This window comes from Nocardia sp. NPDC055165 (genome assembly GCF_053606985.1).
The window spans coordinates 364,546-383,599 of sequence record NZ_JBSGSS010000004.1 but is presented as its reverse complement, the minus strand read 5'-3'; the positions used below and the strand labels follow the sequence as shown (position 1 = coordinate 383,599).

The window sequence follows — 19,054 nt, the reverse complement described above, 5'->3', positions numbered from 1 at the left end:
CCCAAGCCTTGACCGACCGGTCGGTCATGGCTACCGTCGGTCCATGACACCGTTCACCGTCACCACGCGGTACGGCGAGATCGCGGTACACCTGAGCGGATGCTCGCCCGACGACGCACCGGGACTGCTTCTGCTGCACGCGAATCCGGGTGACCATCGCGACTTCGATCAGATCGTGCCGGCGCTGGGCAAGACATGGGCCGTCGCCGCGGTCGACTGGCCGGGCTACGGCGCGTCCACGGTCACCGACCCGAACGCCGTCACCGTCGACGCGCTCGGCGACATCGCCGTGCAGGTGTCGACATCGCTGGCGCAGATCGGTTTCGGTTCACTCACCGTGATCGGCAACAGCGTCGGCGGATACGCCGCAGTGCGGTTGGCCGAGCGCGCACCGGACCTGGTGCGCGGGCTGGTCCTGGTGCAGTCGGCCGGGTTCGCACCGCTGAATCCGTTGACCAGAGCCATGTTCGGGCTGATCGCGCGCCCCTCGGTAGCCCGTCGGTTCGTCGTCCCGCACGCGCGGCTCTACCTGGGCTCGCTGCGCAACGAGGGTGTTCGCCCCCTCTTCGAGCGGGCACGCGAGGTATCCGGCGATCCGATCCGGCTCGCCGTATATCGCAGCCTCTGGCGGAGCCTGGACGACCCGCGCGTCGACCTGCCCGCCGCGGCACCACTGCTGCCCGGGCTACCCGTCCAGGTCGTCTGGGGCCGCGACGACCCGACCAATCCCTGGCTGATGAACCGGCGCGGCATCACCCGCGCCCTGCCCGGCGCGCCGGTCGCCGTACTGCCCACGCGGCACGAACCGTTCGCTCAGGCGCCCCGGTTGTTCCTCGACGCCGTGGGCGAGTTCCTCACCGCCCGTGCTGGAATGCCGCAATGAGATCCGCCGAACCCGGGCGCCGCGCCTTCCTGAATGCGGGCAGGCAGCTACTGGCCACCGAGAATCTGAGCAAGCTCTCGGTCAACGCGATCGCGGCCGAGGCCAAGATGGCCAAGGGCAGCTTCTACCAGCACTGGCCGAGCCGCGAGTCCTACATACTCGCCCTGCACCGCGCCTTCCACGACGATCTCGACGACCAGGTCAGCGCGGCGACCGCCGACCTCCCACCCGGCGAAGCACGCCTCGCGGCCGGGATCGCCGCCTACCTCGACGGCTGTCTGGCCGCCCCCGCGACGAAGGGCCTATTAGTACAGGCCAGAACCGACGCGGGTCTGGCCACCGAGGTGAGCGCCCGCAATTCCGCCGCCGCCGACCTGCTCGCCACGAACCTCACGGCGATGGGCTGGTCCGACGCCGCGCCCGTCGCCGTCCTGTTGGTAGCCGCGATAGCCGAAACCGCCCTACTCGAGCTGGACGCACAGTCGCCCCGGCCGGATCTGCGGGCAGCCCTGTTTCGCATCGCCCGTCACTGACCCCGGAAACGACCGAAGGCCCGATCCAGATGGATCGAGCCTTTAGTCTTGTGGGCGAAGGGGGACTTGAACCCCCACGTCCTTACGGACACTGGCACCTGAAGCCAGCGCGTCTGCCATTCCGCCACTCGCCCGAGCGACTGGAAAAATCTAACATGCCCCGCGGCCGAAAATAAAATCGATTCCCTGACCTGCGGCGATGCCGATTGAAAGGGCGCGGGAACTGGGTCACGCCGCCGGGAGTTACCCAGGTAGAGGATCGTGGATATCATGCAAGGAACGTGGTCGGGTCCGGACACGCCGTAACCAGCGTGTCGAGGAGGGCGGACACGCGCACCGAAGGGAGGGCTGTGATGGGCATCGTGTCGAGATTCGAACGTCGCTTACAGGGCGCTGTCGGTGACGTGTTCGCGAGGGTGTTCGGCGGCAGTGTGGTTCCCCAGGAAGTGGAGGCCGCGCTGCAGCAGGAAGCCGCAGATCAGATCCAGGATCTGGAAGGCGGGCACCGTCTCGCGCCGAACAGTTACGTGATCACGATCAACGAGACCGATCACGGCAAGCTCGACGCCGATCACGACCTGACAACCAAAGCGTTCGCCAAACATCTGCAGGATTACATCCGCGAGCAGGGCTGGCAGACCTACGGCGAAGTACACGTGGCGTTCGAGGCATCACCTACGCTGCACACCGGAATGTTCAGAGCGAGCGGCCGCGTCGACCCCGACGCCGGTCGTGGGACGGCCCCACCTCGCCCCGGACCGCCACAACGACCCGCACACCCGCAACCAGGAGCTGGCCCCATGACGCATAACTCAGGCTACGAGCCCGGCCGAGAGCCCGCGGAGTCCGATCCACGCAACCGCGGGTACGCACCGCCGCCCGCCGGCGCACCAGGGGCTTCCTACCCGGCCGACGATTACGGCCGCGGTGGCGGCTACGGCGCGCCCGAGGCGCAGCCCGGATACGGCGACGCATACGGCCAGCAGGGCGGCGAATACCAGAACGGCTACGACCCCGCCGCGCCCGCCCAGCAGGGCTACGGCCAGCAGGGTGGCTACGGCGCCGCGCCCGCGTACGGCGAGCCCGGCTACGACCAGCAGGGCGGCTACGGCCAGCAGGCCTACAGCCAGCAGGGCGGCTACGGCCAGCAGGGCGGCCAGGCCGGTTACGCCGACCCGGGCTACGACCAGCAGGGCGGCTACGGCCAGCAGGGCTACGCCGAACCCCAGCAGCAGGGATACGGCCAGCAGGGTGGCTACGGCCAGCAGGGTTACGCCGACCCGGGCTACGACCAGCAGGGCGGCTACGGCCAGCAGGGTTACGCCGAACCCCAGCAGCAGGGCTACGGCCAGCAGGGATACGGCGCGCAGCCCGGTTACGCCGAACCCGCCTACGGCCAGGAGGAGCAGGGCGGCTACGCCCAGCCCGCCGCCGGTTACGGCCAGCAGGGCTACGGCCAGCAGCAGGGCGCGGGCTACGGCGCCGCCCAGTCGAGCTACTCGGCCACGCTCCAGCTCGACGACGGCAGCGGCCGCACCTACGCGCTGCGCGAGGGTTCCAACATCATCGGCCGCGGCCAGGACGCCCACTTCCGGCTACCCGACACGGGGGTGTCGCGTCGCCATATCGAGGTGCGCTGGGACGGCCAGACGGCCATGCTCTCCGACCTGGGTTCCACCAACGGAACGCTCGTCAACGGTTCCCCCGTGCAGGATTGGCAGCTCGCCGATGGCGACGTCATCCGGGCCGGACATTCCGAGATCCTGATCCGGATCGTCTGATCCCGTAAGCTGCGCGGTGCACGTCACGAGTCGACGCTGTCGGCTCTATGATGCTGCCATTACACGCACGGTCCCGACCTCGGGGCCCGCAAGCCAGCACGCTGGTGGGGGTGGTTCGCCCCGCACCTGCCGTACCGACGTACCCGGGCGAACAGGAGGTGGAACGCCGTGCAGGGATTGATCCTGCAATTGACCCGCGCGGGGTTCCTGCTGCTGCTCTGGTTGTTCGTCTGGGCCGTTCTGCGGACCTTGCGCAGCGATATCTACGCGGCATCCGGCATACGGATACAGCCGAGGGCAACCCGCGGAAATCGCGGATCCATCGGTCTGCCCTCCTTCAGCCGAAGCCAGAAGGGCGCCAAGTATCTAGTGGTGACTCATGGTTCACTCGCCGGCACTCGAATCACCCTCGGCACGCAACCGGTCCTCATCGGACGCGCCGACGATTCCACGCTGGTACTCACCGACGACTACGCCTCGACCAGGCACGCGCGACTGTCTCAGCGTGGTGACGACTGGTACGTGGAAGACCTCGGTTCCACCAACGGCACATATCTAGACCGCGCGAAAGTCACCACCGCCGTCCGTGTTCCGCTCGGCACTCCTGTGCGAGTCGGCAAAACAGTGATCGAGCTGCGATCGTGACACTTGTTCTGCGCTACACCGCGCGAAGCGACCGCGGACTCGTCCGGGGCAACAACGAAGATTCGGTCTACGCGGGCGCACGCCTGCTAGCGCTGGCCGACGGCATGGGTGGGCACGCCGCCGGAGAAGTGGCCTCCCAGTTGATGATCGCCGCGCTGGCGCATCTCGACGACGACGAGCCCGGCGACGACATCCTCGGCAAGCTCGACCACGCCACGCATTCCGGCAACGCCGCCATCGCCGACCACGTCGAGGCCGAACCCGAACTCGACGGCATGGGCACCACGCTCACCGCCATCCTGTTCGCGGGCCGCAAACTCGGCCTGGTCCACATCGGCGACTCGCGTGCCTACCTGCTGCGCGACAGCGAACTCGCCCAGATCACCCGCGACGACACGTTCGTGCAGTCGCTCGTCGACGAGGGCCGGATCACCGCCGAACAGGCGCACACCCATCCCCAGCGTTCGCTGATCATGCGTGCCCTCACCGGCAACGAGATCGAGCCGACGCTGATCATGCGCGAAGCCCGCGCCGGTGATCGTTATCTGCTGTGCTCCGACGGACTTTCGGACGTGGTGAGTGACGAGACCATCGGCAACACCATGCGCGAGGGCAACACCGACGAGTGCGCCGACCGGCTCATCGAATTGGCGCTGCGCAGTGGTGGGCCCGACAATGTGACCGTTGTCGTCGCCGATGTGATCGACCTCGACTACGGCCAGAGCCACCCGATTCTCGCGGGCGCCGCCTCCACCGAGGAGGAGGAAGACTCCCCGCCGCCGAACACCGCGGCAGGGCGTGCCGCCGCGATGCGTCCGCCGCGGGCGCAACCGCGCCGGGCAGCCGCCGCACCACCGCCGCCGGAGACGAAGTCGCACAAGCTGCGCTGGCTGCTGCTGTCGCTGGCGTTGATCGCCGCGGTCGCCGTCGGACTCGTGGTGGGCTACAAGATGATTCGCAGCAACTACTACGTGGGCGCCGACAACGACAAGGTGGTCGTGATGCGCGGCCTGCCCGGTTCGATCCTCGGCTACTCGATCCACGATGTGGAGCTGACGGGCTGTGTGAACAGCAAGAGCGAGCTCACGCTCGTCGAGGTCGGCAAGTCCGCGCCGAGTGGGTGCAAGCCGCTGCTGGTCAGTGACCTGAAGCAGACCGGGCGCGACCAGGTGCAGAAGGGCCTGCCGCCGGATTCGCTGGACAAGGCGCGCGGCAGCATGAAGGTGCTGGCGCAGAACGAGCTCCTGCCGCCGTGCCCGAAGAAGGAATCGGTACCGCAGCCCGGCGTGCTGCCGCCCGAGCAGACCCCGGTGATCCCCGGCGGCGCACCGACTCCCGGCCCCGACCAGCCCGCGACACCGACCACGACCACGCCTGCCCCGACCACCACCACCGTCCCCCCGACAACCCCGCAGATCTCAGGGGAGAACTGCCGGGTGACGGACTGATGTCCGCACCGCCACCGCCGTCGGCTGGGGCGTTCCCCAGTCCCCCTGGTGGATTCGCGCCGGCGCCGCCGCCGTCGACGCGACGCAACCAGGAGTTGCTGCTGCTGGCGGGCGCGGCGGGCATCACCACGGTGTCGTTGTTCATCGTCGAGGCGAGCCAGGAACAGTCGATCACCACCGATATCGCCAAGTACGGGGTGGCTTTCCTCGCGCTGTTCGGGATCGCGCATCTCGCGGTGCGCCGGTTCGCGCCGTTCGCGGACCCGCTCCTACTACCGATTGTGGCGCTGCTCAACGGATTGGGGCTGGTGCTGATCCACCGGCTCGATCTCGCCGAAGCGCAGAAGGCGGCGTACGACGCGACATCGGTCCCCTCCCCCGACGCCAACCAGCAGATCATGTGGACCGGCCTCGGCATCGTGGTGTTCATCAGCCTGCTCATCGTCTTGCGGGACTACCGCACGCTGGCGCGCTACACCTACACACTAGGCCTGGTAGGGCTGGTCGCGCTGGCGATTCCGGCACTGTTGCCGAGCCGGTTCTCCGAAGTCAACGGCGCCAAGATCTGGATCCGGCTGCCCGGATTCAGCATGCAGCCGGGCGAATTCGCGAAGATCCTGCTGATCATCTTCTTCGCGGGCGTGCTGGTGGCCAAGCGTGACCTGTTCACCGCGGCGGGCAAGCACTTCCTCGGCATGGAATGGCCGCGACCGCGCGATATGGGCCCGATCCTGATCGTGTGGATCGTCTGCATCGGCGTGCTCGTGCTCGAAAAAGACCTCGGCACTTCGCTGCTCATCTTCGGCACGGTGCTGGTGATGATCTACATCGCCACCGAACGGGTGGGCTGGCTGATCATCGGCGGCGGCCTGCTCGCGCTCGGATTCGTGTTCGCCTACGAACTGTTCGGGCACGTGCGCGTGCGCGTGGACACCTGGCTGCACCCGTTCGACGACTACCACAACACCGGGTACCAGATCTCGCAGTCGATGTTCGGCTTCGCCACCGGCGGACTCGCAGGCACCGGCCTCGGCAGCGGACGGCCCCAGCAGGTGCCCTTCGCCAAGACCGACTTCATCGTCACCACCATCGGCGAGGAACTCGGCCTGATCGGGCTCACCGCGGTGCTGATGCTGTTCCTGATCTTCATCGTCCGCGGGTTGCGCACCGCGCTGGCCGTGCGGGACAGCTTCGGCAAGTTGCTCGCGGCGGGCCTGTCGTTCACCATCGCGATCCAGATCTTCGTGGTCGTCGGCGGTGTCACCAAACTGATTCCACTCACCGGTCTGACCACGCCGTTCATCTCCTATGGTGGTTCGTCGCTGCTGGCGAACTACGCGCTGCTCGGGCTGTTGATCAAGATCTCCGATGCGGCCCGCGCACCGGCACCGGCCCGTAAGCGCGCGCCCGCCCCGATCGCGGACGCGGCCACCGAACTGGTCCGCAGGCCGGAAAGCAGGGTGAGCGAATGAACACACCTCTGCGTCGCGTCGCCGTCGCCGTGATGGTGATGGTGGTGGCGTTGCTCGTGAACGCGACCTACCTGCAGGTGGTCAAGGCCGACGACCTGCGCAGCGATCCGCGCAACTCGCGGGTGCTGCTCGACGAGTACTCACGCCAGCGCGGTCAGATCTCCGCGGGCGGCACGGTGCTCGCCGGCTCCGTCGCGACCGACGACCGGTACAAGTACCTGCGCGAATACCCCTCCGACCCGTCGGCATACGCGCCGGTCACCGGCTTCTACTCGATGCAGTACGGCAAGACCGGGCTCGAGCTGGCCGCGGATCCGCTGCTCTCCGGCAACGACTCGAGTCTGTTCGGCCGCCGGCTCATCGACATGTTCTCCGGACGCGATCCGCGCGGCGCGAACGTGCTCACCACGCTGAATCCGATGATGCAGCAGGTCGCCTACGAACAGATGACGTCGAAGGGCTACACCGGCGCCGTCGTGGCGATCGAGCCGAGCACCGGCAAGATCTTGACCATGGTCTCCACACCCAGCTACGACCCCAACGAGCTGTCGGGCCACGACGGCGCGGCGGGTCGCGCCGCCTGGGAACGACTGAGCACCGATCCGAGTCAGCCGATGCTCAATCGCGCCGTCTCGCAGACCTATCCGCCGGGGTCGACGTTCAAGACCGTCGTCACCGCGGCCGCACTGTCCAACGGCGTCGCCGGTCCGAACGACCAGTTCACCGCCGCGCCCAACATCACCCTGCCCGGAACCAGCACCACGCTGGAGAACTACAACGGCAGCACCTGCGGCGACCAGCCGACGGCCAGCCTGTACGACGCGTTCCGGCGTTCGTGCAACACCGCGTTCGTCGAACTCGGCGTGAAGGTCGGCGCGGCGAAGCTCAAGGACGAGGCCGCCGCGTTCGGCATCGGAGTCGAGGATCCGCCCGGTGTGCCGATCCCGGTCGCCGAATCGACCGTCGGCCCGATCCCGGACAACGCCGCGCTCGGCCAGTCGAGCATCGGCCAGCGCGATGTGTCGGTGACGCCGCTCAATGTCGCGGTGATCGCCGCGACCATCGCCAACGGCGGCACCAGGATGCAGCCGTATCTGGTCGATCAGACCCAAGCGCCCGATCTGTCGGAGCTCAGCAAGACCAAGCCGGTCAGCGTCGGGCAGGCGGTGAGCCCCCAGGTAGCGTCGACCCTGACGGATCTGATGGTCGCCTCGGAAGCCAATACCGCGGGCGGTGGACGGTCGCCGTACCAGATCGCGTCCAAGACCGGAACCGCCGAACACGGCAGTAATCCCCGTAACACCCCGCCACACGCCTGGTATATGGCCTTCGCGCCCGCGCAGAACCCGAAGATCGCCATCGCGGTGATCGTCGAGAACGGCGGCGATCGGGCCCTGGCGGCCACCGGAGGTTCGGTAGCCGCGCCGATCGCCAGGTCGGTACTGGACGCGGGCCTGGCAGGGGGCTGAACGAAATGAGTGTGCGAGTGACAACACGGGGGCCCCGATGCTGAACAACGGCGCCATGATCGCCGACCGCTACCGCCTGCAGCGGCTCATCGCCACGGGCGGTATGGGTCAGGTGTGGGAAGCGATGGACACCCGGCTCGATCGCCGGGTGGCGGTCAAGGTTCTCAAGACCGAGTTCTCCGCCGACCCGACCTTCCGTGCGCGGTTCCGCGTCGAGGCGCGGACCACCGCGCAGCTCAACGCGCCCGGGATCGCGGGCATCTACGACTACGGCGAGACCACCGACCCGTCGGGCGGCGAGACCGCCTACCTGGTGATGGAGCTCGTGCAGGGCGAACCGCTCAACGCGGTGCTCAACCGGATGGGCAGGCTCTCGGTCGTCCAGGGTCTCGACATGCTCGAGCAGACCGGGCGCGCGCTCGAGGTCGCCCACGCGGCCGGGGTGGTGCACCGTGACGTGAAGCCGGGCAACATCCTGGTGACGCCGACCGGACAGGTGAAGATCACCGACTTCGGCATCGCCAAGGCGGTCGACGCCTCACCGGTGACCAAGACCGGCATGGTGATGGGCACCGCCCAGTACATCGCGCCCGAACAGGCCGTCGGCGAGGACGCCACCGCGGCGTCGGACGTCTACTCCCTCGGCATCGTCGGCTACGAAGCACTGGCCGGCGTCCGCCCGTTCACCGGTGAGGGCGCGATCACCGTCGCGATGAAGCACGTGCGCGACGCACCGCCGCCGATGCCCGACGACCTGCCCGCGAACGTGCACGAACTGATCGCCATCACCATGGCCAAGGACCCGCTGCAGCGCTACCGCAGCGGCGGCGAGTTCGCTGATGCCGTGGCCGCGGTGCGTGCCGGGCACATGCCGCCGCTCCCCGGTGGCGCCACCGGTCCGTCGATGACCGGGGCCACCCGGGTACTTCCGCCCGGCCCGACCGTGGTGCTCCCCGCCGCCGCGGCAGCCGCGGCCGCGGCGGACTACGACGGCGCGACCATGCGCTTCGGCCATCAGCCCGGCGGTCCGGTCGGTCCGCCCACCGGCGGTTACGGCGGTCCGGCCACCCAGGCTTCCGCGCCCGCGCCGGTGCCCGCGAGCAACGCCAAGAACAACCAGAAGTGGCTGATCGCGCTCGGTGTCGGCGCGCTGCTGCTCGGCGGCGGTGTGCTGTGGCTGCTGTTCGGTGGTGAACCGAACCGGGATTCGGGGACCACGACCACCACCGTGCAGACCACCAAACCGCTGCCGCCGCCGGTGACCACCACCCGGCCGGTCCCGCCGCCGCCGGTGACCACCGAGGAACCGCCGACCACCACGCAACGTCCGACGACGACCACAGAGCCGCCGACGACGACCACCGAGCCGCCGACCACCACGACGGTGCCGCCGACCACCACGACCAAGACCAAGCCGACGACCACACCGAAGCCGACCAAACCGGAGCCGACCACCACGGCGCCGGCCGCGGGCACCACCACCGTCGGTCGTCCCCGGCTGCCCACCTTCGACCTGCCGTTCCCCGATGGCGACACGGCGGTAGGCCCGACCATAGGACAACCATGACGACCCCGAAGAACCTCTCCTCGCGGTACGAGCTGGGCGAGATCATCGGGTTCGGCGGCATGTCGGAGGTGCACCGCGCCCGCGACGTGCGGCTGTCGCGTGACGTGGCGATCAAGGTGCTGCGGGCCGATCTGGCCCGCGATCCTACGTTCTACCTGCGGTTCAAGCGCGAAGCCCAGAACGCGGCCGCGCTGAACCACCCGGCCATCGTGGCCGTGTACGACACCGGCGAAGCCACCGTCGACGGCGGGCCGCTGCCCTACATCGTCATGGAATACGTCGAGGGCGACACCCTGCGCGACATCGTGCGCGGCAAGGGACCGCTCGCGCCGCGCAAGGCGATGGAAGTCGTGGCCGACGTGTGCGCCGCGCTCGACTTCAGCCATAAAGCCGGGATCGTGCACCGCGATATGAAGCCGGCCAACATCATGATCAACCGCGCCGGTGCGGTGAAGGTGATGGACTTCGGCATCGCGCGCGCGATCGCCGACAGCGCCAACCCGATGACCCAGACCGCCGCGGTGATCGGCACCGCCCAGTACCTCTCGCCCGAGCAGGCGCGCGGCGAGACCGTCGACGCGCGCTCGGACGTGTACTCGGTGGGCTGCGTGCTCTTCGAGATCCTCACCGGGCAGCCGCCGTTCACCGGTGACTCGCCGGTCGCGGTGGCCTACCAGCATGTGAAGGAGGATCCGCCGCTACCGTCGTCGGTCAATCCCGGCGTGCCGCGTGAGCTCGATTCGGTGATCCTCAAGGCGATGGCCAAGAACCCGGCCAACCGCTACCAGACGGCAGCGGAGATGCGCGCCGACCTGATCCGGGTGCTCGGCGGGCAGAAGCCCAGCGCGCCGATGGTGATGAACGAGGAAGACCGCACCGATTACGACGACGAACCGGGGCCGCGGAGTTTCCACGACCGCCGCGACGACACCTCCGAGCATCCCGTGGTCGGGCCCGACGGCGAGGAACGTAACCGCACCGGGCTGATCGCGCTCGGTGTCGCGGCCGCGCTCGCTGTGGCGTTCGGCCTGTTCTGGGTGCTGGTCGGTCCAGGTAGCCGGGCCGATCAAGTTGCCGTCCCCGATCTGTCGGGCAAGCCCGCGCAGCAGGCACAGGACGACCTCCAGCAGGCCGGTTTCCACGTGGCCAGGCTGGAGAAGCCGGACGGCAAGGTGGCGCCGGGCAATGTGATCGCGACCCAGCCACTCGGCGGTTCACGCATCGACAAGGGCAGCACGGTGACGTTGCAGGTCTCGACCGGGCCCACGCAGGTGCAGTTGCCGCGGCTGATCGGGATGAGTCAGGCCGATGCCGAGCAGAAGCTGAATTCGCTCGGTCTGCAACTGGATCCGAATGTGGTGCGCAAACCGTCGAGCACCGCCGAGACCGACAAGGTGATCGCCCAGGACCCGAGCGCGGGTGTGCGGGTGGACATCGACCGGCCGATCGTCGTCACCATCGGCGGCGGGCCGGAAGAGGTGCGTGTGCCGACCGTGGTGGGCCAGGACATCTCCATCGCTCAGCCGAATCTGGTCGCCTCCGCCGGTTTCAAGGTCGAGATCCAGGAAGTGAAGTCCTCGCTGCCCAAGGGCCAGGTGCTCGCCACCAACCCGGCCGGCGGTAGCAACGCGGAGAAGGGCTCGACCATCACGGTCCAGGTCTCCGCCGGTGACCGGATCACCGTCCCCGATCTGACCGGGCTCACGCCGGTGCAGGCGCAGGAGACGTTGCGCGGGCTCGGGTGGACCGGTCAGCTCAGCCAGACCACGGTGATCACGCTCGACGGCAATGCCTCGGGCAAGGTCGTCGGGCAGAATCCGGCGGCCGGTTCGGCAGTGACGATCAACGGCAATGTCGTGCTGCACGTGGGAGCGTCGCCGATTCCGCGATGAGGTCTCGATTGGATGGCGAACACGCCCGCCGCGTCCGCGCGGGCGCAGAATGAGGCTGCTTTCATCCCATCCAGCGTTGCTGACGAGGAGGTAGCCCCCTATGACGACAGCCAGGGACATCATGAAGCCCGGTGCGCAGTGGATCACCCGTGGTGACACCGTGACGACCGCGGCGACGGCGATGGCCGATCTCGGGGTCGGATCGATCGTCGTCGCCGATGACGACGAGCGCATGTGCGGCATCATCACCGACCGCGACATCGTGGTGAAGTGCGTCGCGCTCGGTCTGTCACCTGATCTGACGACAGCGGCGGAACTCTGCGAGTCGACGCCGCGGTGGGTCAGCGCGGACGCCGATGTGGAAGACGTGCTCGACCTGATGGAATCGCACCGCGTGAAGCGGATGCCGGTGATTGAGAACAAGCGCCTGGTCGGGATGATCAGCGAGGCCGATCTGGCTCGGCACCTCGATGACAATCAGCTCGGCGAATTCGTGACCGCCATCTACGGGCGGCCCTGAGCTAACTGAGGTCGAGGTGGGTGTTCATCGACTTGGCTTCCGCGGCCAGGTCGGTGAGCTCCACCACGCGCACGCCATGGGTGCGGAGTTTGTCCACACCCTCGCAGGCGGCGACGAACAGGCTCGGCTCGCGCCAGGCGATCACCACCGTGGGGATGCCGGCGGCCAGGATGCGATCGGTGCACGGCAGCCGGGTGGCGGTGGCGCGGGTGGAGCACGGTTCGAGGGTGCTGTAGATCGTGGCCCTGGTCAGGCGGGGGTCGTCGGGGTCGAGCTTGTTGAGCGCGGACTCCTCGGCGTGCACCTTCTCGTCGGTTTCGCGAGAGAAGCCGGTCGCGATCTCCACCCCGTCGGCGACGATCACGGCGCCGACCGAATAGGCCGTCTCGCTGGGCGGACAGTTCCTGGCGAGCGCTATCGCCCTGTGCATGAACCGGTGGTCGGTGTCGTCGTGGCTCATGTCATTTCCCTGTGGTCGGCGAGTTATCCACAACTCTCGCGTGATGTGGAATCGGTCATGTTCAGGTGTGGAGCAAAGTTGTCCGTGAACTGTGGACAGCTGAATTTTCCCAGGTCAATGCAGTGATTCTGTTCGCGGTATCAGTTAGTTGCGGGGCTGTGGATCGGGGCTGACCAGGTAGTTCAGCACAGCGACATCCCCAAGTTGTTCCACACCCGCCAGGTGCAACCTGCGACCGGCCCCACCGGGGAACTGCGCCGGTCCGACGAAGCGCGGCGCCGCCGGATCGCCGACCAGGATCGGCGCGATCGCCAGCCGGATCTCGTCGACCAGATCGGCCGCGAGGAAGCCGGTGTGCATGCCGGTACCCCCTTCGACCATCAGCCTGTGGATACCTCGCGCGCCGAGGTCGGCGACGAGGGCCGGGAGCGCGAGACGCTCGCCGAGGCTCACCACCTCGGCGAGTCCGTCGAGCCGGTCGCCCAGCCTCCCGGCACCCGCATCGGAGGTGTAGACGAGTTTGTCGCCGCCGGTGTGCCAGAAGCGCAGCCCCGGATCGAGATCACCGGAATCGGTGACGGTCACCTTCACCGGGAACTCCGGTTCGCCCGCCGCCACCCGAGCGGCCCGGCGCTCGGCGCTGTTCACCAGCAGGCGGGGGTTGTCGGTGCGCAGCGTGTGCGCACCGATCAGGATCGCGTCGGATTCGGCACGGATCTGGTCGACCCGGTCGAAGTCGGCCGTGTTCGACAGCAGCAGACGCTGCGCGCTCGCATCGTCGATATAGCCGTCCAGACTCGCCGCCACCGACAACCGCACCCACGGCCTCACTGCGTGACCAGCGCGGCGACCTCCGCCTCGAGCGCGGAGACGAGTGCCTCGGACGGACGTTCGCCGCAGACCTCGAGCCAGTTGGCGAGCATCCGGTGGCCGCCTTGGGTGAGCACGGACTCGGGGTGGAACTGCACGCCGTGGATGGGCAGCGTGCGGTGACGCATCGCCATCACGATGCCGCTCTCGGTGTGGCCGACCACCACCAACTCCTCGGGAATGGTTTCCGGGAGAACCGTCAGCGAGTGGTATCGGGTGGCGGTGAAGGGGTCGGGCAGGCCGGCCAACACGCCGGACCCGAGATGGAAAACATCACTGGTCTTGCCGTGCAGCAATTCGGGCGCCCGGTCGACGGTGCCGCCGAATGCCTCGCCGATCGCCTGGTGCCCGAGGCACACGCCGAGCAGCGGCTTGTTGTGCCGGGCCGCCGCGTGCACGAGCGGGATGCTCGCGCCCGCCCGGTCGGGACTGCCTGGGCCGGGGCTCACCAGCACGCCGTCGAACGCTCCACCTTCGTCCCCGACGGTGAGCAGGGTGTCCAGATCGTCGAGGCGGGGGTCATCATTGCGCCAGACCACGACGTCGGCACCAAGCTGGCCGAGGTACTGCACCAGGTTGAACACGAAGCTGTCGTAGTTGTCGACGACCAATACACGCATGCGTCGAGGGTACGGGAGTTGCGATAGCCTAGGAGTTACCTGTACTCCGAATTCGAGGACGTCATGCCCAAGTCCAAGGTCCGCAAGAAGGCCGACTACACCCCGAGCCCCGCCAGCCGCACGCCGGTGAAGGTGAAAGCGGGGCCGTCGCCGGTCTGGTACGTCGCGATCATGCTGGGCTTCATGCTCGCCGGCTTGGTGTGGCTGATCGTCTACTACCTGGCGCAGGACCACATCGGCTTCATGCTCGATCTGGGCGCCTGGAACTTCCTGATCGGGTTCGGCCTGATGGTCATCGGCCTGGTCATGACCATGCGATGGCGCTGATCGCAGCGGATTACACCGGTGTTATTCATGCACACCTGTGGATAACCCTGTGCACAACTCGAGGATAGAGGGGCGAACAACCGCGTGAACGATGCACAACCCGTCTCGTGGTCCACCCCTGTCGCAGGTCTGCTCGCCATCAGCGGTGGCGGGATCCTGCTGGCCGTGCTGGCAATCCTCGCCCAGGACGGCCCGAGCAGGCTGCTCATCGGCATCGCCGCCGTCGCCGTGCTGGCGATGTCCGCACTCGGCATCCGGCAGCGCCCTCGGCTCACCATGGTTCCCGGCCCCGCGCCGCGCCTGGTGGTCGGCACGCTCACCGGCCCGAAGGATTACCCACTCGACCGGATCGACCGGATCCGGATGGTGTCTTACCGCCGCATCGGCCGCAAATCCGCGATGCTCGAGGTCGACGTGCGCCACGAGGACACCGAGCGATTGCTGATCTTCGGCCGCTGGGACCTCGGTACCAATCCCCACGACGTGTACGACGCTCTGGTCGTCAACGGCTTCGCCTCGGTGACTTCGGACTGACGTTGTTTCACGTGAAGCAAAGAGAACTCCCCGCCGCGACGGTCCGCGGCGGGGAGTTCTGTGTGTGGCCTTGATCAGTCGATCGTGACGGCCGAGATGATGACCGGCTCGTCGGGGCGATCATTGCGATCGGTCTTCACCGAGGCGATAGCGTCGACGACCTTGCGCGAATCGGGGTCGACCACCTCCCCGAAGATCGAATGCTTGCGGTTGAGGTGCGGCTGCGCGCCGACGGTGATGAAGAACTGCGAACCGTTGGTCTCGGTGCCCGCGCCCGCATTCGCCATCGCGAGCAGATAGCCCCGGTCGAAGCGCAGATCCGGGTGGAACTCGTCGGCGAACTCGAAGCCCGGCCCACCACGGCCGGTGCCTGTCGGATCGCCGCCCTGGATCATGAACCCCGGAATGATCCGGTGAAAGACGGCGCCGTCGTAGAACGGGCCACTTTCCGTCCCACCGGCATTGACGGTGGAGTACGGCGCGGTGCCGTCGGCGAGACCGACGAAGTTGCGCACCGTCTTCGGGGCGTGGTTACCGAAAAGCGCGATCCTGATATCGCCGTGGTTGGTGTGCAGAGTTGCCACGGCCGTCTGGTTGGGTGAGGTCACGCAGTTATGGTGCCACGCGACACGTCGAATCTGTTTGTGCCACAGTGGTCGAATGAAGCTTCGTAATCCGCTGCTCGCGTCGATCGCGCTCGCCGGGGCGGGCGCCCTGGCCTACCTGGCCCGCGCCAAGCGTCCACAACTGCCGGAACCGGCCGCCGAGCCGCCGCGTCTGGGGTATTCCCGCAACGGCTCGGCATCGGAGACAGCCACACACTGAGCCGACACGACCGGGATCATCACGGCCCGGAGAGCGATACGGGTCCTGGGTGTCACATCGGCAGATCTAGCGGAATCGGCGTTGTCGCCGACGTGTCAGCCGCAAGCTGTGGCCTAAGGGTATACACGGCCTCCTGCGGATCATTCACGGCTCGAGGCCGGTCTCCGGTCCAGGCGTAGCCGAACGAGTACCGCCGAAAGGCCTTCGCACGGGTCCGGGTTCCAGTCCGTAGCGCGGAAGCACCGATGCCTATCGTCGCGGTGGATACTTCGATCGTCGCCCGTCCACGCTGACACTGGCAGACAACCAGGAACCCGGCTCGCAGCCTCTACCGGCGTGCTCACAGCCAGAATAAAAGTGATGCGTATCACTCAATAGAGCTGGAACCGCTTCGGTAGGCACCGCGTCCAACCTCTATGTAAGGCAAAGTTCAGCTTAGCTGCCGGGGCGAATCGTTCATGCGTGCGAGCCGGTTCAATGGTTCGCGTCATCCTGGCGGGACTTGCACTTCACCAGGGACGGGGAGGTTCCATGTTGGTTGATCCTGATCGTTTGTGGTTGTTGTCGCACTCGACGGACACGACTACCAGCGTGACAGGCGATCTTTCTACTAGCGATTCCGTGACGTCGTTGCCCGCTTCTGCCGGAGCAATCAACCCTGAGTCCCTGAAGGATATCGATTTTCTCATTTCGGGGACGAGTCCCCGCGAATCGCGCTCCGATGATGACTCTAATGTCATGTGGACCCACCTCTGCTCAACTCCTCAGCCGATAGCGATTGACAAACTAAGACTTGCCAGCTCACCAAGAGTGCGTGGCATCGATATTCGACATGTTCAAGAGTTGATCGAGGCAGGTATCACTGCTCCACCAATCGTCGTCAACCGAGAAACGATGGAGGTGATCGATGGCGCTCACCGACTTATGGCAGCGCGGAAACGCGGCGAATCGACAATCAATGTCTCGTTCTTCGATGGCTCCGAAACAGACGCCTTCTTGTTCGCCGTCCATGTTAATGCCGAGCAAGGTCTACCACTTTCCCGGGAAGACCGATTGGCGGCAACTCGTCGAATATTCGAGACCCATGGAACGTGGTCCGATCGAATGATCGCGGAACTAGTTGGACTGTCATCAAAGACTATCGCTTCGATTCGGACTTGTTCAACTGAGGCCGATTCCCGGTTGAACAAGCGATTGGGCCGGGATGGCAAGATGCGGCCAGTCGACAGTTCGAATGCCAGGCTGCGCGCAGCAGAGCTGTTCAAGTCGAACCCCAATGCCTCCTTACGAGAGGTAGCCAGAGCGGTAGGACTATCGCCGGCGACCGTCAAAGATGTAAAGAACAGAATGTCGCGTGATGAGATTCCCTCCACTGCCCAACAAGATTTGGGTTGTGTAGGTGACACCACATCGACGGCTGTAGTGGATGTATTGCTGAACAGTCTTCGCCGGGATCCATCGATAAGGTCGAACGAGGCTGGGCGGGCGCTTCTTCGCCTGCTCCTGGGCACAGTCGAACGCCGAAACAGTAGTCAATCTATTCAGGCTGTTCCGGCGCATCAGGTATCGACAGTGGTTCAGGTTGCGAAAGTTTGCGCAAATATGTGGCAGGATTTTGCCACTCAGCTTGCAACCCGTGATGCCCTGTCAGAATAGATCCCCGGACAGGTGCCCTCGGGCAGTGGATGTGCTCACCACATCCTGACCGAGGTCGAGTCTGATTGAGTCGAAGATGTTGGCGGTTGAGCATCCGTTGATCAATTGAGGCTGCCCTGAAATAGTCGTTATGATCACTCAGCTCAAAGGCAAGGAGAACGGCATGAAAAAACTCCAGAGGATTGTCTCGACCATCGGCGCCGCCGCGGTAGTGCTTGGATTCGGTGCGGCGTTCGCGGGAACAGCGTCCGCTATGAATGTTCCCACTCCGCTGAATTGCGGACAACAGGAGGCGTTCCAAGAAGTTCACGAGGGCTACATCTATAGGTATGAACTTTTCTCTCAGAATGGAACAACCTATTACTACGGCGTATCCGTTCCGAACGTCCCTGCGGGCTGGGTACCGGTAGGAGAAGTGGCCTGTACAGCAGGATATCCAGCCGACTACCCGCACTACTAAAGAGATCTCTCGACTGTCCCAGCGTCAACCGAGGTTCGTGACAGACACCGGCGCATCCCGAATGCGCTAGGGCGACTACCCATTTTCGGCGATCTCGCCATCTAGCGCCCAGCTTCTCCTGACTGGATCCAGTCAGGAGAAGCTGGGCGCTATCGCCCTGTGGAGCGACTTATTCTGGAGTCAGGACAACCTCGTTCACAGGGGTGTGATGACACGCCATTCGGCGACGTCACGGCAGTTCCAGCAGGTCTTGGGTTCGCATGTCAGCGACTGACCGATTTCCGGTACTGGATCTGAGCCAACGGCACGAATACGAGCAGGATCACCACGATCCAGGCAAGCGTTGTGATCACCGGATGCTGCATCGGTATCGCTTCGGATGGCGGTTCCAGCGGATTGGTGTTACCGAACAATTCGCGTACAGCTTGTGCCAGCGCCGATACGGGGTTCCATTCCGCGAAAACTCTCAGCGGCGCGGGCAAGGATTCCAGCGGTACGAACAAGTTGGATACGAATGTCAGCGGAAATATCACCATGAAGCTGGCGTTGTTGAACACCTCGGGAGCGCGAAGCAGCAGGCCGACCACGGCCATCATCCAGGACAGCGCGTAAGCGAACAGCAGCATCAAGGCGTACGCAAGCACCGCGTCGAAAAACGATCCACGGATCCGCCAGCCGACAACTAGACCTGTCAGCGACATCACCACCAGGCTGACGATGTTGATGACCACGTCGCTGACGGTGCGGCCGACCAACACCGCAGAAGGCGCCATCGGCAGTGACCGGAACCGGTCGATGATGCCCTTTTGCATATCCTCGGCCAGGCCTGCACCGGTGAACGTCGCACCGAAAACCACCGTCTGGGCGAAGATGCCCGCGATCAGGAACTCACGGTAACCACCCTCGACGCCAGGAATACTGATCGCTGAGCCGAAGATGTAGGCGAACAGCAGCACGAACATGATGGGCGACAGCGTCGTGAAGATCAGCACGTCGGGTACGCGCTTGATCTTGATGACGTTGCGTTTGGCGATGGTGATGCTGTCGCTCACCACCATCGACAGTCGTTCGCCGAGGCTGGGAGGGTGCAGC

At 66.0% G+C, this 19,054-nt stretch carries 20 protein-coding genes and 1 tRNA gene; 15 read left to right on the top strand and 6 right to left on the bottom strand.

Annotated elements, in window-relative coordinates; all coding sequences use genetic code 11:
* Nucleotides 1-43 precede the first annotated feature (43 nt).
* Nucleotides 44-883, top strand: a complete 840-nt coding sequence (locus ACWFRF_RS11170; RefSeq protein WP_452449776.1) for an alpha/beta hydrolase — start codon at nt 44-46, stop codon at nt 881-883.
* Entirely contained in the window at nt 880-1,416 is a 537-nt protein-coding gene (locus ACWFRF_RS11165) for a TetR/AcrR family transcriptional regulator (protein WP_452449774.1), read from the top strand. The genes ACWFRF_RS11170 and ACWFRF_RS11165 overlap by 4 nt, the downstream gene beginning before the upstream one ends.
* 51 nt (nt 1,417-1,467) lie before the next feature.
* Here the strand turns inward: ACWFRF_RS11165 and ACWFRF_RS11160 are convergent.
* Nucleotides 1,468-1,550 (bottom strand) — tRNA-Leu (locus tag ACWFRF_RS11160).
* 219 nt (nt 1,551-1,769) lie between these two features.
* On the opposite strand from ACWFRF_RS11160, the gene ACWFRF_RS11155 reads away from it, so the two are divergent.
* The 8 genes from ACWFRF_RS11155 (at nt 1,770) to ACWFRF_RS11120 (ending at nt 12,210) form a co-directional block, all read left to right on the top strand.
* On the top strand, nt 1,770-3,197 hold the full coding sequence (locus tag ACWFRF_RS11155) for a DUF3662 and FHA domain-containing protein (RefSeq protein WP_379313262.1): 1,428 nt from the start codon (nt 1,770-1,772) through the stop codon (nt 3,195-3,197).
* 168 nt (nt 3,198-3,365) lie between these two features.
* Entirely contained in the window at nt 3,366-3,842 is a 477-nt protein-coding gene (locus ACWFRF_RS11150; protein WP_062992366.1) for an FHA domain-containing protein FhaB/FipA, read from the top strand.
* On the top strand, nt 3,839-5,290 hold the full coding sequence (locus ACWFRF_RS11145; protein WP_378989392.1) for a PP2C family protein-serine/threonine phosphatase: 1,452 nt from the start codon (nt 3,839-3,841) through the stop codon (nt 5,288-5,290). The genes ACWFRF_RS11150 and ACWFRF_RS11145 overlap by 4 nt, the downstream gene beginning before the upstream one ends.
* Nucleotides 5,290-6,762, top strand: a complete 1,473-nt coding sequence (locus ACWFRF_RS11140) for an FtsW/RodA/SpoVE family cell cycle protein (protein ID WP_378634561.1) — start codon at nt 5,290-5,292, stop codon at nt 6,760-6,762. The genes ACWFRF_RS11145 and ACWFRF_RS11140 overlap by 1 nt, the downstream gene beginning before the upstream one ends.
* Complete coding sequence (locus tag ACWFRF_RS11135; protein WP_378989391.1) at nt 6,759-8,231, top strand: peptidoglycan D,D-transpeptidase FtsI family protein; 1,473 nt, start codon at nt 6,759-6,761, stop codon at nt 8,229-8,231. The genes ACWFRF_RS11140 and ACWFRF_RS11135 overlap by 4 nt, the downstream gene beginning before the upstream one ends.
* A 37-nt stretch (nt 8,232-8,268) precedes the next feature.
* On the top strand, nt 8,269-9,798 hold the full coding sequence (locus tag ACWFRF_RS11130; protein WP_378989390.1) for a protein kinase domain-containing protein: 1,530 nt from the start codon (nt 8,269-8,271) through the stop codon (nt 9,796-9,798).
* Nucleotides 9,795-11,690: a Stk1 family PASTA domain-containing Ser/Thr kinase gene (gene pknB, locus ACWFRF_RS11125; protein WP_378989389.1), complete on the top strand. Its 1,896-nt coding sequence runs from the start codon at nt 9,795-9,797 to the stop codon at nt 11,688-11,690. Before ACWFRF_RS11130 ends, pknB begins: the two co-directional genes overlap by 4 nt.
* Nucleotides 11,691-11,790: 100 nt before the next feature.
* Nucleotides 11,791-12,210: a CBS domain-containing protein gene (locus ACWFRF_RS11120; protein WP_452449771.1), complete on the top strand. Its 420-nt coding sequence runs from the start codon at nt 11,791-11,793 to the stop codon at nt 12,208-12,210.
* 1 nt (nt 12,211) lies between these two features.
* Here the strand turns inward: ACWFRF_RS11120 and ACWFRF_RS11115 are convergent, their stop codons facing one another.
* The 3 genes from ACWFRF_RS11115 to ACWFRF_RS11105 form a co-directional block, all read right to left on the bottom strand.
* Complete coding sequence (locus tag ACWFRF_RS11115) at nt 12,212-12,670, bottom strand: deaminase (RefSeq protein ID WP_379316821.1); 459 nt, start codon at nt 12,668-12,670, stop codon at nt 12,212-12,214.
* 144 nt (nt 12,671-12,814) lie between these two features.
* On the bottom strand, nt 12,815-13,489 hold the full coding sequence (locus ACWFRF_RS11110) for a RibD family protein (protein ID WP_378989387.1): 675 nt from the start codon (nt 13,487-13,489) through the stop codon (nt 12,815-12,817).
* An 8-nt stretch (nt 13,490-13,497) separates the two neighbouring features.
* On the bottom strand, nt 13,498-14,160 hold the full coding sequence (locus ACWFRF_RS11105) for an aminodeoxychorismate/anthranilate synthase component II (RefSeq protein ID WP_378989386.1): 663 nt from the start codon (nt 14,158-14,160) through the stop codon (nt 13,498-13,500).
* A gap of 63 nt (nt 14,161-14,223) precedes the next feature.
* On the opposite strand from ACWFRF_RS11105, the gene crgA reads away from it, so the two are divergent.
* Nucleotides 14,224-14,487: a cell division protein CrgA gene (gene crgA, locus ACWFRF_RS11100; RefSeq protein WP_378634580.1), complete on the top strand. Its 264-nt coding sequence runs from the start codon at nt 14,224-14,226 to the stop codon at nt 14,485-14,487.
* A gap of 84 nt (nt 14,488-14,571) precedes the next feature.
* Nucleotides 14,572-15,021 (top strand): PH domain-containing protein, encoded by a 450-nt coding sequence (locus ACWFRF_RS11095; RefSeq protein ID WP_379316827.1) that lies wholly within the window; start codon nt 14,572-14,574, stop codon nt 15,019-15,021.
* A 74-nt stretch (nt 15,022-15,095) separates the two neighbouring features.
* Here the strand turns inward: ACWFRF_RS11095 and ACWFRF_RS11090 are convergent, their stop codons facing one another.
* Nucleotides 15,096-15,629: a peptidylprolyl isomerase gene (locus ACWFRF_RS11090; protein WP_378634585.1), complete on the bottom strand. Its 534-nt coding sequence runs from the start codon at nt 15,627-15,629 to the stop codon at nt 15,096-15,098.
* A gap of 52 nt (nt 15,630-15,681) precedes the next feature.
* On the opposite strand from ACWFRF_RS11090, the gene ACWFRF_RS11085 reads away from it, so the two are divergent.
* The 3 genes from ACWFRF_RS11085 (at nt 15,682) to ACWFRF_RS11075 (ending at nt 17,962) form a co-directional block, all read left to right on the top strand.
* The gene (locus tag ACWFRF_RS11085; RefSeq protein ID WP_379318182.1) at nt 15,682-15,846 is read left to right on the top strand and encodes a hypothetical protein; all 165 of its coding nucleotides are present in this window, start codon (nt 15,682-15,684) and stop codon (nt 15,844-15,846) included.
* Nucleotides 15,847-16,377: 531 nt separating this feature from the next.
* Complete coding sequence (locus ACWFRF_RS11080; RefSeq protein WP_452449767.1) at nt 16,378-17,502, top strand: hypothetical protein; 1,125 nt, start codon at nt 16,378-16,380, stop codon at nt 17,500-17,502.
* 130 nt (nt 17,503-17,632) lie between these two features.
* Nucleotides 17,633-17,962, top strand: coding sequence for a hypothetical protein (locus ACWFRF_RS11075; protein WP_452449765.1), 330 nt, complete (start codon nt 17,633-17,635; stop codon nt 17,960-17,962).
* Between the two features lie 263 nt (nt 17,963-18,225).
* Here ACWFRF_RS11075 and ACWFRF_RS11070 read toward each other — a convergent pair whose 3' ends face one another.
* Nucleotides 18,226-19,020: an ABC transporter permease gene (locus ACWFRF_RS11070; protein ID WP_379318317.1), complete on the bottom strand. Its 795-nt coding sequence runs from the start codon at nt 19,018-19,020 to the stop codon at nt 18,226-18,228.
* Between the last annotated feature and the right edge of the window lie 34 nt (nt 19,021-19,054).

Excerpts from the sequence above, each read along its gene's own strand:
- ACWFRF_RS11170 (WP_452449776.1), top strand. The coding sequence starts at position 44 with ATGACACCGTTCACCGTCACCACGCGGTACGGCGAGATCGCGGTACAC.
- ACWFRF_RS11165 (WP_452449774.1), top strand. The coding sequence starts at position 880 with ATGAGATCCGCCGAACCCGGGCGCCGCGCCTTCCTGAATGCGGGCAGG.
- ACWFRF_RS11155 (WP_379313262.1), top strand. The coding sequence starts at position 1,770 with ATGGGCATCGTGTCGAGATTCGAACGTCGCTTACAGGGCGCTGTCGGT.
- ACWFRF_RS11140 (WP_378634561.1), top strand. The coding sequence starts at position 5,290 with ATGTCCGCACCGCCACCGCCGTCGGCTGGGGCGTTCCCCAGTCCCCCT.
- ACWFRF_RS11135 (WP_378989391.1), top strand. The coding sequence starts at position 6,759 with ATGAACACACCTCTGCGTCGCGTCGCCGTCGCCGTGATGGTGATGGTG.
- ACWFRF_RS11130 (WP_378989390.1), top strand. The coding sequence starts at position 8,269 with ATGCTGAACAACGGCGCCATGATCGCCGACCGCTACCGCCTGCAGCGG.
- pknB (WP_378989389.1), top strand. The coding sequence starts at position 9,795 with ATGACGACCCCGAAGAACCTCTCCTCGCGGTACGAGCTGGGCGAGATC.
- ACWFRF_RS11120 (WP_452449771.1), top strand. The coding sequence starts at position 11,791 with ATGACGACAGCCAGGGACATCATGAAGCCCGGTGCGCAGTGGATCACC.
- ACWFRF_RS11115 (WP_379316821.1), bottom strand. The coding sequence starts at position 12,670 with ATGAGCCACGACGACACCGACCACCGGTTCATGCACAGGGCGATAGCG.
- ACWFRF_RS11105 (WP_378989386.1), bottom strand. The coding sequence starts at position 14,160 with ATGCGTGTATTGGTCGTCGACAACTACGACAGCTTCGTGTTCAACCTG.
- crgA (WP_378634580.1), top strand. The coding sequence starts at position 14,224 with ATGCCCAAGTCCAAGGTCCGCAAGAAGGCCGACTACACCCCGAGCCCC.
- ACWFRF_RS11085 (WP_379318182.1), top strand. The coding sequence starts at position 15,682 with ATGAAGCTTCGTAATCCGCTGCTCGCGTCGATCGCGCTCGCCGGGGCG.
- ACWFRF_RS11080 (WP_452449767.1), top strand. The coding sequence starts at position 16,378 with ATGTTGGTTGATCCTGATCGTTTGTGGTTGTTGTCGCACTCGACGGAC.
- ACWFRF_RS11075 (WP_452449765.1), top strand. The coding sequence starts at position 17,633 with ATGATCACTCAGCTCAAAGGCAAGGAGAACGGCATGAAAAAACTCCAG.
- ACWFRF_RS11070 (WP_379318317.1), bottom strand. The coding sequence starts at position 19,020 with ATGGTGGTGAGCGACAGCATCACCATCGCCAAACGCAACGTCATCAAG.